Below are 13,188 nucleotides of genomic sequence, written 5' to 3'. Positions count from 1 at the left end.
CGGCACCGTCCCCGATTCCCTTCTCCCGCACCCACTTTCCTTGCCGAGTGGGCAAGCGCCCACTATGGTGGGCACATGCCCACTATACGACCGGAAGAACCACCCGAACCCCACCGGTTACGGCAGGTAGCGGAATCCTTCGGCATAGACCCCGACCGCTACGACCGCACCCGCCCCCACTACCCGCAAGCGCTCATCCACCGCATCATCACCGAAAGCCCCGGCCCCGAGATCCTCGATATCGGCTGCGGCACCGGCATAGCCGCCCGCCAGCTCCAAGCCGGAGGCTGCCGAGTCCTCGGCGTCGAACCGGATCCCCGCATGGCCGAATACGCCAGGCGCACAGGCGTCACCACCGAGATATCGACCATCGAGAACTGGGACCCCGCCGGCCGCACCTTCGACGCCGTCATCTCCGCCCAGGCCTGGCATTGGATCGACCCGCTCGCCGGCGCCGCCAAAGCAGCCCGGGCCCTCCGCCCGACCGGCCGAATCGTACTGTTCTGGAACGCCTTCCAACCCCCCGCCCCCATCACCGAAGCTTTCGTCACAGCCTTCCGCCGCGCCGTCCCCGACTCCCCCTTCGACCCCGGCGCCGCAACCTCCGCCCTGGACGCCTACCAACGCATGATCGACCTCGCCGCCAAGGGAATCCGCGAAACCACCCGCTTCACCGCCCCCGAACAATGGCGCTTCGACTGGACCCTCGACTACACCCGAGAAGCCTGGCTGGACATGCTCCCCACCCAAGGCGCCCTGACCCGCCTCTCCCCCGCCCAACAAGCCCCCATCCTCGAAGCAGTCGGCGCCGCCATCGACGCCCGAGGCGGAACCTTCACCATGCCCTACACCGCCCTCGCGATCACCGCCACCATCTGACCATCCAGAACCGATTGCTGGCGAAGATCACTCCAGCACGGCAGCATCGGAAGCGATGCCTTCCCCGACGAACGCCAATCCCAGCACCCTGGCCCGGGCCGGCGGCCACGTCGCCTTGGCCGGTGCGGTCAGCCGCATCACCGGGTTCGCCCGCACTCTCGCCTTGGCCGCACTGCTCGGCGCGGCAGCGGTGGGCGATGCCTACAACGGCGCGAACAATCTGCCGAATATGGTCTACGAACTTCTGCTGGGCAGCGTCTTCGCCAGCGCGATCGTCCCGATCCTGACGCGCGCTCGCCGCCACGGCCGCAAGCACTCCCACGAGTTCACCCAGCGACTACTGATGGCGGCACTGCTGGCCGCGGCACTGCTCACCGTGGCGGCTGTCGCCTGTGCACCGCTCATCGTGCGCGGCGTCGTCACCGACCCCGAGCAGCGCCATCTTGCGACCTTGTTCGCGTATCTCCTGATGCCGGAGATCTTCTTCTACGCCGTCGCCGTGCTGGCCACCGCGGTCCTGAATGTTCGCGACAGCTTCGCCGCGGCGGCTTGGGCGCCCGTGGTCAACAATGTGGTCGTCCTGCTGACCTGCGCCGTTTTCGCGCTTTTGCCCGGCCCGGTCACGCTGACGCCCGCCACCATCACCACCGCACAGCTCCTCACCCTCGGCCTTGGCACCACCGCGGGCATCGCCGGTCAAGCGTGCTGGGTGATTCTGGCACTCCGCCGCAGTGGATTCCATTGGAACTGGCAGGCCCGCCCCGTCCCGTACACGCTGCGGCCCGTCCGTGCCGGACTCCCGATACTGGGCTGGCTGCTGGCCTACGCCGCCGTCAGTCAGATCGGTGTGGCGGTCAGTATGCGGGTCGCGTTCGCGCACGCCGGCGTATCCGTCACCATGTACGCGGATCTGCTGCTCCAGGTTCCCTACGGCATTCTCGCGGCATCCCTGGTCACCATTCTCATGCCGCGTATCGCCCGGGCCGCCGCAGCGAACGACCATGCGGCTGTCGTCGCCGACCTGGGGCGGGGCGCCCGCTACCTCGTGGTCGCGCTGATCCCCGCCACAGCCGCATTCATCCTGCTCGGCCCGACTCTCGCCGAAGTCGTGTTCACGGGACGGGTGGCTCCCGACTCGGCTCGCCTGATCGGTGCCGCACTCGCCGCTTCCGCCTTCGGCCTGGCGCCCTTTGCCCTGGTCATGCTGCAAATGCGAATCTTCTACGCCAACCGCGATACTCGCACCCCCACCCTCGTCAATCTCGTCATGGTCGGCGTCAAAGTAATCGTCATCGTGCTTTCGGCAGCCTATCTTCCGGACCGGACGGTGGTCGTGATGCTCAGCGTCGCAAGCGCACTCGCCTGCACCGCAGGCGCGGCGACCGGTCACCTGCTGCTGCGCCGACGCTATGGACTTCTCGGGTTCACCCGGGTCGCCGATACTTTCACCCGGGTCGTCTGGGCCAGCACCGCAGCGGCTTGGGCTTGCCTGGTCGCCATGCTGTTCACCCGCCATGCCCTGCCGGGTCGACCGGCGGCCGATATCCTCATGCTCGGCGCAGGTGCCGCTCTCGGTGCCGCCATGTTCCTACTGGCCGCCAAATTGATCGGTATTCCCGAAATCCGTAATGCCCGAGCCTTGTTGACCGCCTGATCCGAGGACAATGCATGACATTCAGTTCTGATGCCGACAGTCCGATACTCGTGCTCTGGGACATCGATCGCACGCTGCTCATCTCGCGCGGGGTGGGTAATGCTGCTTTTGCGACTGCTTTCGAGTTGGTGACGGGGCTGGAGTTGGCGCACATGCCGCCGGCTACCGGGCGGACCGATATCGAGATTTATGCGGCAGCGCTGGAGATGAACAATGTTGCTCGGGCGCCGGCGTTTTCGGAGTTCGCGGCGGCGTTCGAGAAGGACTATGCCGGGCGGCAGGCGGAGTTGCGTGGGACCGGGCTGTTGATGCCCGGGGCGGCCGGTGCTCTGCGGGATCTGGCGGAGGACCCGCGTATTCATCAGTCGGTGTTGACCGGCAATACCCGGCCTATCGCACGGATGAAGCTCGAAACGTTCGGGCTGGACGCCCATTTGGATCTGGAGGCCGGGGCTTATGGGGATGACGATGGCCATCGACCGGCGCTGGTGCCGCTCGCGCAAGCCCGGGCGAGTGCCCGGTTCGGGGCCGGGTTCGGACCGCACAACACCGTTCTCATCGGTGACAGCCCGGGGGATATCCGCGCGGCGCTGGAGGGTGGAGCGCGGGTGATCGCGGTGGCCGCGGGTGGTGCGGATCCGCGGAGTCTGGTCGATGCGCATGCGGTCCTCGCTGATCTCACCGACACCCGCGCCCTTTCCGATACGATCCGGTCGATCACGAAATATATTGGGACACAGGATGGTTGATGGTCGGCATGGCTGATACGGCACGGCAGGAATTACATCGGGGCGTCATAGAGGAGTTTCGGGCCAATGGCGGAAAGGTCGGTGGGCAGTTCGCGAGCATGGACCTATTGCTGCTGACCACGACCGGCGCGCGAACCGGGAAATCGCGAACCTGGCCGCTCGCCTATCTACGTGATGGGGAGCGGCTGGTCGTTTTCGGGGCCAATGGCGGCCGACCGAATCGGCCCGGGTGGTATCACAATCTGGTGGCGGATCCGGCCGCGTCGGTGGAGGTCGGAGACGAGAACTGGACCGTGGTCGCCGAGGTCGCGAGCGGGGCGGAACGGCAACGGCTCTGGGCGGGCGTGGTTGCGATGGCGCCGTTCGTGGCCGACTTCCAGGCCAAGGTGCCGTGGGAGATTCCGATCGTGGTGCTGTCCCGCGCCGAGTAGGTCCGCGGTCGAGGACCGACCGACCGGGGTGACGTAGGGTCGGGGGCATGGTCGGCCGGATGGAATCGCAGCACGGCGGGGAGTCCGAGAACGGTGAACGCGCGGGGGGCCGGGCGATCATCGCGGTGCCGGACGCGGTCCGCACCGAACTGCGGCGGGGTGTGCGCAGCGTGCTGGTGGATACCGCAGCGCTGCAATTGGTTCGGGAACGCTTCGACGACGATCAGGCCGGATCGCTGCGCCGGTATCTGGAAGCGTCACAATCAGCGAATACCTTGCGTGCCTATCGCACGGATTGGATCGCCTGGGCGGGCTGGTGCCTCGGCGAATCACGACAGGCCTTACCCGCGGACCCGCTGGATGTGGCCGTCTATCTCGCGGCAGCCGCCGACGCCCGGCGCGACAACGGCGAATGGGCTTTCAGCGCCGCCACACTCGAACGTAAGGCCGCCGCGATCGCCGCCGTGCACGCCGCCAACGGACTGCCGTCTCCGACCAGGGCCGATGTCGTCCGCCTGACGCTGCGCGGTATTCGCCGCACCCGCCGCACCCAACCCAAACGCAAACGCCCCGTGCTGCTGCACACCCTGGATCAACTCCTGGCCGAACTGCCGGCACCCGGCTGGCCGACCGAACCCGCCCGCCGCCGCGACGGCCTGCTGCTGCTCGTCGGTTTCGCCGGCGCCCTCCGCCGCAGCGAGCTTGCGGGCCTGCGCATTTCGGATGTCCGCGTCGACACCGATCACACCAGCGGCGAACCGATGCTGCTGCTGCAACTGCCCACCACCAAGACCGACCCGACCGGCGTCAGCGAACAACGCGTCGTGCTGCCCCGCGGCCAGCGCCCGCACACCTGCCCGGTCTGCGCCTTCGCCGATTGGATCCGCCTGCGCGAAGCCCACGCCGCGCACCCGCTCGCCCTGTCCGCCTGGGTGGACGGCGAGCCGGCCGCCACCGCCATCCACCGCTGTCACGGATTCACCGGCACCACCCTCACCGACCCGGATCTCCCACTCTTCCCGGCGATTTCCCGCCACGGCGGCATCGGCGACACCGCCATGTCCGGCCGCGCCGTCGCCGAACTGGTGAAACGTTATGCCGCCCGCGCCGGCCTGGACCCCGACCTGTTCTCCGGCCACTCCCTGCGCGCCGGGTTCGCCACCCAGGCCGCCCTGGGCGGCGCCAGCGACCGCGAGATCATGCGGCAGGGCCGCTGGTCCAACCCGCGCACCGTGCACGGCTACATCCGCACCGCCAATCCCCTGGAAGACAACGCCGTCACCAAACTCGGCCTGTGACAGCGCTTTTCCGTACCCGAGTTCAGGACGAGGTGAGCACGACCAGCTGCCGGGTCGCCCGGGTCATCGCCACGTAGCGGTCGACCGCGCCTTCGATGCCCGTCCCGAAGTCCTGCGGATCGACGAGCACGACCAGGTCGAATTCGAGGCCCTTCGCGGTCTCCGGGGTCAGCGAACGGACCCGCGCCGTGGACTCGAAGCCCGGATCGCCGATGACGCAGGCGATTCCCTCCTCGTGTCCGGCCAGCCAGGCATCGAGAATGGAAGGCAGGTCCGAGGCCGGGCCGTGCACCACCGGGATGCCGCTGCTGCGGATCGAGGTGGGCACATTGGCGTCCGGGAGCGCGGCGCGGATGACCGGGGCGGCCTCGGCCATGACCTCCTCGGGGGTGCGGTAGTTGATGGTCAAGCCCGCCACCGTGACCCGGTCGAAGCCGACCCGCTCCAGGCGCTCTTGCCACGATTCCACGAAACCGTGCCGCGCCTGGGCGCGGTCGCCGACGATGGTGAAACTGCGGGAAGGGCAGCGCTGCAACAGCATCTGCCATTCGGCGTCGGTGAGTTCCTGCGCCTCGTCCACCACGACATGCGCGAAGGGCCCGGCCAGCTGATCGGGTTCGACGGTGGGCAGGGCGGATTCGTCCACCAGGCTGTCCTTGAGGTCCTGCTGCCGGAGCATGGTCATCAGTCCCTCGCCGTCGTCGTGCACGGCCGAGGCGATCAGGTCGCCGATGACATCGATCATGCGAGCGCGTTCGACCGCGACGGTGGCCTCGTATTGCCGTTTGCGCCGGTCGGTTTCGGGATCGCCGAGCCGCAGCCGGGCGGCGTCGAGCAGAGGCAGGTCGGAGACGGTCCAATCCTTGGCATCGGCGCGCTGGAGCGTGCGTACCTCCTCGGCGGTCAGCCAGGGCGCGCACTTGCGCAGGTAGGCGGGCACCGACCATAGATCGGCGACCAGGTCCGCCGCCTCGATCAGCGTCCAGCCGTTATTGAGCTCCTTACGCAATTCCTTGTTCCGCCACAGGGATTCGCGCAGTTCATCGAGCGGAATATCGTCGTCGTGCTTGTCGGCCAGGATGCTGACCAGCACTTCCCAGATCTGCTCGTGCGCCTCGTTGTGCGGGGTGCCGGGCTCGGGCGCGTCGAACGCCTCGGCCCAATCCGAAGGGCTCAGCCACACATCGGCCCAGTCGGTGCCCACCGTCATGCCCTTCTTCGGCGGCGTCTCGTAGAACTTCACGGCCGCGTCGATCGCTCCGACCAGCGCCGCGGACGATTTCAACCGCGCCACCTCCGGATCGGATTCGATGCGCGCCGTCGCGCCCTCGGTCACCAGATCGCGCAGTGTGCAGGACTGCACGCCCTCCTCACCGAGATTGGGCAGGATATCGGCCACATAGGACAGGTACGGCCGCGACGGGCCCACGAACAGCACCCCGCCCCGGCGATGCCCCAGCCGCGGATCGGCGTAGAGCAGGTACGCCGAGCGATGCAACGCCACCACGGTCTTACCGGTACCCGGACCGCCGTCGACCACCAGCGCACCCTGCGAACCAGCGCGAATGATCGCGTCCTGATCCGCCTGGATGGTCCCCAGCACATCCCGCATGCGCGCCGACCGATTACTGCCCAGGCTGGCGATGAACGCCGACTGGTCGTCGAGCGCGGCATTGTGTTCCAGCTCATCGGCGGTGAACACTTCGTCCCAATAGTCGCTGATCCGGCCCAGCGTCCAGCGATACCGGCGGCGGCGGATCAACCCCATCGGATTGCCGTGCGTGGCGGCGAAGAACGGTTCCGCCGCCGGCGAACGCCAGTCCACCAGCAGCCGCTCGCCCGCGCTGTCGGTCAGCCCGAGCCGTCCCACGTACACCGGCTCCGGATCGTCCGCGCGCACGAAATGCCCGAGGCACAGATCCAGACCGAAGCGACGCAGGCCACGCAGGCGGTTATTGAGCTGACGGACCTCGTAGTCCCGTTCCACGGCTTCCTGCCCGAGCGATACCGGCGCCTTGCGCACGGCCTCGAGCCGGTCGGACAGATCCGCGATGGACTGTTCGAGACTGGCCCCGATGGCCGCGAAGTGACGGCGGTCCGCGGCGATCAGCGCCGGATCGGCCTTGGCGGCGAGCCGCTCCGGAAGATCGAACGCATCGATGGTCGGCGAGTTCACGTCGGCAGCACCCATTCACAACTCCATTTCCGCAGGTTCGAGCTTCGATGAGCGATTCTGCGGCATACCCGGGGTCTTGCCGCAAGCCCCGGGGTGCGATATAAGTTAGAAGTGGGAAGGAGTGCATCTCCTTCCTATTTCCATTTCAGGAGCGTTTTCGATGCCGGCGAGCTGGCCATCCAGGAAGCGTTTCCGCTCGCCGGCGAGCGGGCAGCCTCAGGAGCATTCTCCGCGTGCAGCCAACCGGACCGCTTCGCGCGCGATCGCCTGCTCCGCGGGTGTGGCGAGAGCCCAGGACGGCTCGGCTTCGAGGGTCGCGAGTGCGCCTTCCAGACCGTTCTGCTGGACGAGCAGCACGTAGGTTTGGCATTGGGCGTGCGCTGCCGCGGAAACATCTTCTGCCACAACGGGTTCGATGGCCGGGGTCGATTCGGTGAGCGCCGAGGGGACCTGGGCGGGCGCGGCCACGGGCACGCGATCGGGAACCTGCGAGGTGGCGGGCGACTGGGGTGCGGCGGCGGGAGTTGTTGCGCTGCCGTGGGAATGATCCCGGCCGGGCGACATGGCGAAGGCGAGCACCGCAACACCACCGGCGAGCAGCGTCGCGGCCGCGGCGGTTCCGAGACTCACCGGGAGGACGCGCGGACGGCGGGTGAGTACGGGCCGGGCCGCTGCGGGCGGCACACCGGTACCGGCGGCGGTCAGCACGGACGGACCGTCGATGGTCGGCGTGGACGGGCCGTGCACGGTCGGCGCGGACAGGCCGTCGACGGTCGGCGCGGACAGGCCGTCGACGGTCGGCGCGGACAGGCCGTCGACGGTCGGCGCGGACGGGCCGTCGGTGGCCAGCGCAGAGGAGCCGTCAGTGGTCAGCGCAGAGGAGCCGCCGGTGGTGAGCGCGGCCGGTGACGGCGAATCGGTCGTCGTCAGGGCGAGACGCGCGGCATTGGCGAAGGCCCGGCAATCCGCGTACCGCTCGGCCGGATCCTTGGCCAGCGCGGTCGCCAGCACCGCATCGAGCGCGGCCGGCAACTCCGGGCGAATCGCACTCACCGGCGGCGCAGGCTCGAACAGGTGAGCCATCATGACCGCGGCCGGATCATTGCGCGGAAACGGCGGCTGCCCGGTGAGGAATTCGAACAGCGTGCACCCGAGCGAATACACATCCGCCCGTTCGTCGATCGGCGCGTCCTGGAACCGCTCGGGCGCGGCATAGGCGAAAGTCGCCGTCATATTCCCCGCGGTCGCGGTCTCCCCCAGCGCCCGGGCGATCCCGAAATCGGTGACCAGCACTCGCTCGTCCCCCGAATCCGACGGCTCGACCAGCAGATTCGCCGGCTTCACATCCCGGTGCACCACCCCGGCCGTATGCGCGTGCGCCAAGCCGTCCGCCGCCTGCGTGATCAACTCGACCGCCCGCTCCGGCGGCAGCGCGCCCCCGTCGACGATCAGTCGCGCCGCGTCGATCCCGTCGATGAATTCCATTGCGATCCAGAGCTGCTCATCGCCGCTCCCGCTGTGATCGGCCACCCCCACGATATTCGGATGGTCCAGCCCGGCCAGCAATCCGGCCTCGCGCGCGAACGCCGTGCGCCCCTGCTCCCGCGCCGCGAACGCGTCATTGAACACCTTCAACGCAACCGACCGGTCACTTCGCGGATCCCGCGCCAGATATACCGCCCCCATACCGCCCACCCCGAGCAATCGCTCGATGGTGTAGCCGGCCAACACATTCCCGTGCAGCAGCGGCACGAACAACCTCCTACCCACCGCGGCCAGGACGGCAACAGCCCCGGCGTCACGGTGCATGAGCGTACCGACAACTCCCGCCCGCCACGTAGCCGGTCCGGGCGATACCGGCGGGTTTATCCGGCCCGGCAACGGCTATCGCCAGCCTGTCGCAGCTTCGAGGAAGGGAGTCGAGTCGATGGCGCTCTTTGTCGCGATCGGATTCGGGGTGACGGCGGTGGTCAGCGTGCCGACGATCGGGCTCCTCGCCGTGCCGGATCCGAACTATCCGCAACCCGGAGTGCCCGGTCCGCCCGGATCGTGCGTGCTCGATTGCGGCGCACCGGCTCCCGCCGTACCCGATCCCGCGCCGGCCCCGCCGCCCGTGCAGTTACCGCCGGACTGCGCGCAGCCGCCGAGCCCGGGTCCGGTGTGGACGCTGCCCGCCACCGGCCCCGGCTGGAGCATCCCGCTGGATCAAGGTCCGCGGGAGGCTCCGTTCAACGTCCTGTGAGACCGGTGGTCTGCCGCTGGAACAGATACTCCACCAACGTGATCAGCGATTGCAGGCTGCGCATGCGATCGCGGGCGTCGAGGCTGGTGAGCGGGGTGCCGGGGGCGAGATCGAGGGCGTCGCGGATCTCCTCGAGGGGAAACCGTTGCGCGCCTTCGAATTCGTTGACCGCCACCGAGTAGGGCACGCCGCGTTCCTCGAGCACCGACAGCACTTCGTCGGCCTTCTCGATGCGGCGGGTGTCGACCAGCACCAGCGCGCCCAGCGCACCGACCGACAGTTCCTCCCACATGGGCAGGAACCGGCGTTGCCCGGGTGTGCCGAACAGGTAGAGCGCCAGCTGCGAATTCAGCGTGATACGGCCGAAATCCATCGCGACGGTGGTGGTGGATTTTCCGGGCAGGCCGGCCATATCGTCGATGCCGACGCTGGCCTCGGTGATCGTCTCCTCCGTGCGCAGCGGCCGGATTTCCGACACGCTGCCGACGAACGTGGTCTTCCCGACGCCGAAGTTGCCGGCTACCAGCAACTTCACCGATCGGGTCACGGTCTGCGGCACATAGTCGACAACGAGCTCAGACGGCGAGAGCGCGGAGCCCATTGAGTACCTCCTCGAGCAGAGCGGTGTCCGGCAGTACTTCTGCCGGAGCGGGGGCGACCAGGTGACCGCTGTCGAGGAGATCGGCTGTCACGATCTTCACCACGGACGGGGGCAGGTCCAGATATGCCGAGAGTTCGGCGATCGAGAGCGCGCCGCGTCGGCACACCTCGATGATGCGGCGGGCGTCGGTCGACGCGCCCACCCCCGGATCCTTCGCGGAGACAACCAGTGTCACCAGATCCAGGTGGCGCGTCGGCCGCGACCGCCCACCCGTGCGCACATACGCCCGGACCAGGTCCGGATCGCGCCGGGGGCGGCTCATGGGCGTCCGGCGTCCGCTCGGTTACGCGACATACTGCCGAGTTCGTGACCGACCCGCACGGCCAGTTCGTTCATCCGATGCGCGATCAGGCTGACGTCCACATCGTGGGTGGTCGAAACACCCAGCAGCGCACCCGCGCCGGCGGCGGTGATGAAGATCATCCCCTCGCCGTATTCGGTCATGGACTGCCGCACCCCGTTATCGGCCACGCCGCCGCAGAATTCGGCGAGCGCCTTGCCTAGCGACCGCAGCCCGGAGGCGGCGGCGGCGAAACGTTCGGCATCGTCGATGGTGATACCGCGGGTATTGGAGATCCGCAGGCCGTCCTCGGACAGCAGCACGGCGAAGCGCACCCCGGTGACCTTGAGGTCTTCGAGAAGCCAAGCCAGTTTGTTGCTGTCGGTGACCGCCGTACCGGGTGTGGACATCAGGAACGCATCCCTTCGGATTGGTCGATCGCGGCCGCGCGGCCGCGCTGGGAGCCGCTGTGCCAGGCGGCGACGACTTCGGGGCGAGCCGGGCCGGTGGTGAGCGCGGACTCGGTGGGGACCGCGCTCACCGCGCGGCGGCGGCGTTTGGGCAGGCCGCCCGGAGTGATGTCGTTCGGCGCGTCGGCCGAATCCGGCTCCGGGACAATCGATACCGGCGCGGGGGCCGGTTCGGGAACCAGGGCGACGGGAGCCGGGGCGACCGCGGGCGGCGTCTGCACCAGCGCCACCGGTTCCACCGGGGCGGCCGGGCGCGGGGATTCGACGACCATGGAGGACACCGGGATCGGCGAGACCTGCACGGTGTCCGGGCCGGCCGCACCGGCGACCAGCAGCGTGTCGGGCACGAACACCATCGCCCGCATACCGCCGTACACATTGGGACCGTCTACGTACACGGCGAAACCGTAGCGCCGCGCCAGCGCCGCCACCGCCGGAATGCCCACGCGCGGCGAGGGGCCCAGCTGGTGGATATCGACCGTGCGCTCCCCCGCCAGCAACTGGCGGGCCTCTTCGAGCTGTTCGGCGTTCATCCGCACGCCGGCGTCGTCGATGATCACCGTGACACCGTGATGGCCTTCCTGGAAGCCGACATCCACGAACGAGGTGGGCGGGGAATAGCGCAGCGCGTTGTCGAGCAGCGTCGCGATGGTGTGCACCAGCGGTTCCACCGCGCGGCTGACCACCGGGCGATCCAGCTGGGTCGGGCGCACCCGGGTGAAGTCGCGCACGCGGCCGATCGCGCCGCCGACCACGTCGGTCAGCGTCTGCTGCGGCCAGCGCCGGCCGGGCAGGCCGCCGCACACGATCACATAGGACTGCGCCTGGCGGACCATCTGCTGTACGGAATGGTCGATGCGCGTGAGGGTTTCGTACACCTCGTCGTCGCGATGCACACGCAGCGCACCGCTGAGCACCTGGCCCACGTCGGCGCCGATGCTCACCACGGAGGTGCCGAAGGCGCGCACCGCGGCCCGGGTCACCTCGCGCGCGGCGATCTCGGTTTCCCCGCGCGCGGCGACGGCGGCCTGCGCGGCGGCCTGCTGTGCGGCCGCCTCACGCTGGGCGAGGTCGGCCTCGCGGGCATCGAGTTCGCGTTCGAACGCCTCCTGCTGCGCGGCCAGCTCCTGCCGGAGCTCCCGTGCGCGGGATCGTTGCTGTGCGACCGCGCGCCACGCGAATCCCGCGGCGGCGAGGGCAAGGACGAGCGCGGCAGCGAGCACCCACGCGAGGACTGCGGCAGTGTCTCTGGATTCATCAATTCTCTTGTCGTTCCCGTCCGATCCGAGGCTCGGCGCAGCCACCCTAGCAGAATCATTTCTGACGCCAAGTAATTCGACACTATCGCGATGCAGGCTTCAAGACCTACTGTGGCCCAGTCGATTTGACGGTCGGCACGGAGACCAGGGACGATATCGCCTGTCCGGGACGGTCGATAGCGGGTCGGTCACCCGCCGCGGCGTCCCGCGGGAACGACTCGGGATTCGATCAGGATTGCGTCAGGAACTCACCCATGGCGGCGGCGACCGCGGCGGGACGGTCCAACATGGACAGCACGTAGGCGTCGTCCAGCTCGACGAGGGTCGACTTGGGCAGCAGGGCCGCGAGCCGGCGGCCGTGCTCCCGGGGCATCACCTTGCCCGCCGACGACCACAGGACGAGAGCATTGCCCGAGAAGTCGCGAAGCGCTTCGGTATTCGCGACGAGTTCGGGTTTGCGGAAGCGGGAATGGGTATAGGAGAGCAGATCGCGCCGAATGCGCTTGTCCCGTAATCCAGGTTCGGTCCATCCGCGTACCAATTCGTCGGACAGCGGGCGTTTGGCCATCCAGCCGAACATGAGTGGGCTGTTGCGCAGGAACGGGATGCGCAATTGCCGGAGCGCGAGCGCGATTCCGCCGGGGAGGCGAGCGGCGACGATGGCGGTCTTGCCGGGCAGGCCGGGCGGGAAATTGCCGAATGCCTCGCAGGGCAGGACGATCAGGTTTGCTACGCGCTCGTCCATGCCGTAAGCGGTGAGGAACAGCGCGCCGCCCCAATCGCTGTGGACGAGGGTGACGGCGGTCAGGTCGAGGGCGGCCAGGAAATCGGCGATCAGTCGATTCAGGCCGCGCATGCTCAGGTCCGCGTCCTCGCGCATCGGTTCCGGATGCGCGCCCAGGGGCAGGTCCGGCAGGACGTAGCGGAAGCCTTCCGGCAGCAGCGGAAGCACTTCATCCCACACCGTGTGGTTCATCAGCAGGCCGTGCAACAGGACGACGACAGGGCCCTGACCTTGGTCTTTGTAATGGATCGGTCCGGCGGGCAGGTCGATTCTCGGCATAACCCCTCCATTTGAGCGTTTGCTCT

At 68.5% G+C, this 13,188-nt stretch carries 13 protein-coding genes; 6 read left to right on the top strand and 7 right to left on the bottom strand.

The window, feature by feature from the left end; all coding sequences use genetic code 11:
- Positions 1-75 precede the first annotated feature (75 nt).
- From LTV02_RS10020 to LTV02_RS39220, 5 genes are read left to right on the top strand one after another with little or no spacing between them, the layout of a single operon-like run.
- A complete protein-coding gene (locus LTV02_RS10020) occupies positions 76-879 on the top strand; it encodes a class I SAM-dependent methyltransferase (RefSeq protein ID WP_233039728.1) in 804 nt (267 codons plus the stop codon).
- 55 nt (positions 880-934) lie between these two features.
- The gene (gene murJ, locus LTV02_RS10015; RefSeq protein WP_233039727.1) at positions 935-2,533 is read left to right on the top strand and encodes a murein biosynthesis integral membrane protein MurJ; all 1,599 of its coding nucleotides are present in this window, start codon (positions 935-937) and stop codon (positions 2,531-2,533) included.
- 14 nt (positions 2,534-2,547) lie between these two features.
- Complete coding sequence (locus LTV02_RS10010) at positions 2,548-3,282, top strand: haloacid dehalogenase-like hydrolase (RefSeq protein WP_233039726.1); 735 nt, start codon at positions 2,548-2,550, stop codon at positions 3,280-3,282.
- A complete protein-coding gene (locus LTV02_RS10005) occupies positions 3,282-3,713 on the top strand; it encodes a nitroreductase family deazaflavin-dependent oxidoreductase (protein WP_233039725.1) in 432 nt (143 codons plus the stop codon). The genes LTV02_RS10010 and LTV02_RS10005 overlap by 1 nt, the downstream gene beginning before the upstream one ends.
- A 59-nt stretch (positions 3,714-3,772) precedes the next feature.
- Positions 3,773-5,011, top strand: a complete 1,239-nt coding sequence (locus LTV02_RS39220; RefSeq protein ID WP_408639396.1) for a site-specific integrase — start codon at positions 3,773-3,775, stop codon at positions 5,009-5,011.
- 22 nt (positions 5,012-5,033) lie between these two features.
- Here the strand turns inward: LTV02_RS39220 and helR are convergent, their stop codons facing one another.
- Together helR and LTV02_RS09990 are read right to left on the bottom strand one after the other, a co-directional pair.
- A complete protein-coding gene (gene helR, locus LTV02_RS09995; protein WP_233039724.1) occupies positions 5,034-7,202 on the bottom strand; it encodes an RNA polymerase recycling motor ATPase HelR in 2,169 nt (722 codons plus the stop codon).
- A gap of 201 nt (positions 7,203-7,403) precedes the next feature.
- Entirely contained in the window at positions 7,404-8,996 is a 1,593-nt protein-coding gene (locus LTV02_RS09990; protein WP_233039723.1) for a serine/threonine-protein kinase, read from the bottom strand.
- A gap of 118 nt (positions 8,997-9,114) precedes the next feature.
- Here LTV02_RS09990 and LTV02_RS09985 point away from each other — a divergent pair, with 118 nt between their 5' ends.
- Entirely contained in the window at positions 9,115-9,429 is a 315-nt protein-coding gene (locus LTV02_RS09985) for a hypothetical protein (RefSeq protein ID WP_233039722.1), read from the top strand.
- Here LTV02_RS09985 and LTV02_RS09980 read toward each other — a convergent pair.
- From LTV02_RS09980 to LTV02_RS09960, 5 genes are all read right to left on the bottom strand, one after another.
- Positions 9,416-10,030, bottom strand: coding sequence for a GTP-binding protein (locus tag LTV02_RS09980; RefSeq protein ID WP_233039721.1), 615 nt, complete (start codon positions 10,028-10,030; stop codon positions 9,416-9,418). The two genes, LTV02_RS09985 and LTV02_RS09980, sit on opposite strands and share 14 nt — an antisense overlap.
- Positions 10,005-10,352 carry a DUF742 domain-containing protein gene (locus LTV02_RS09975; protein WP_067708509.1) on the bottom strand — a complete coding sequence of 116 codons (348 nt, stop codon included), beginning with the start codon at positions 10,350-10,352 and terminating at the stop codon, positions 10,005-10,007. The genes LTV02_RS09980 and LTV02_RS09975 overlap by 26 nt, the downstream gene beginning before the upstream one ends.
- Positions 10,349-10,780: a roadblock/LC7 domain-containing protein gene (locus LTV02_RS09970; RefSeq protein ID WP_067708506.1), complete on the bottom strand. Its 432-nt coding sequence runs from the start codon at positions 10,778-10,780 to the stop codon at positions 10,349-10,351. The genes LTV02_RS09975 and LTV02_RS09970 overlap by 4 nt, the downstream gene beginning before the upstream one ends.
- Complete coding sequence (locus LTV02_RS09965) at positions 10,780-12,063, bottom strand: sensor histidine kinase (RefSeq protein ID WP_233039720.1); 1,284 nt, start codon at positions 12,061-12,063, stop codon at positions 10,780-10,782. Before LTV02_RS09965 ends, LTV02_RS09970 begins: the two co-directional genes overlap by 1 nt.
- Positions 12,064-12,328: 265 nt before the next feature.
- Positions 12,329-13,162, bottom strand: a complete 834-nt coding sequence (locus tag LTV02_RS09960) for an alpha/beta fold hydrolase (RefSeq protein ID WP_233039719.1) — start codon at positions 13,160-13,162, stop codon at positions 12,329-12,331.
- Positions 13,163-13,188 lie beyond the last annotated feature (26 nt).

The sequence above is a fragment of the Nocardia yamanashiensis genome, from assembly GCF_021183565.1.
GTDB lineage: Bacteria > Actinomycetota > Actinomycetes > Mycobacteriales > Mycobacteriaceae > Nocardia > Nocardia yamanashiensis.
Note: the sequence above shows the minus strand (reverse complement) of the source record. Positions and strands in the feature narration are given on the sequence as shown.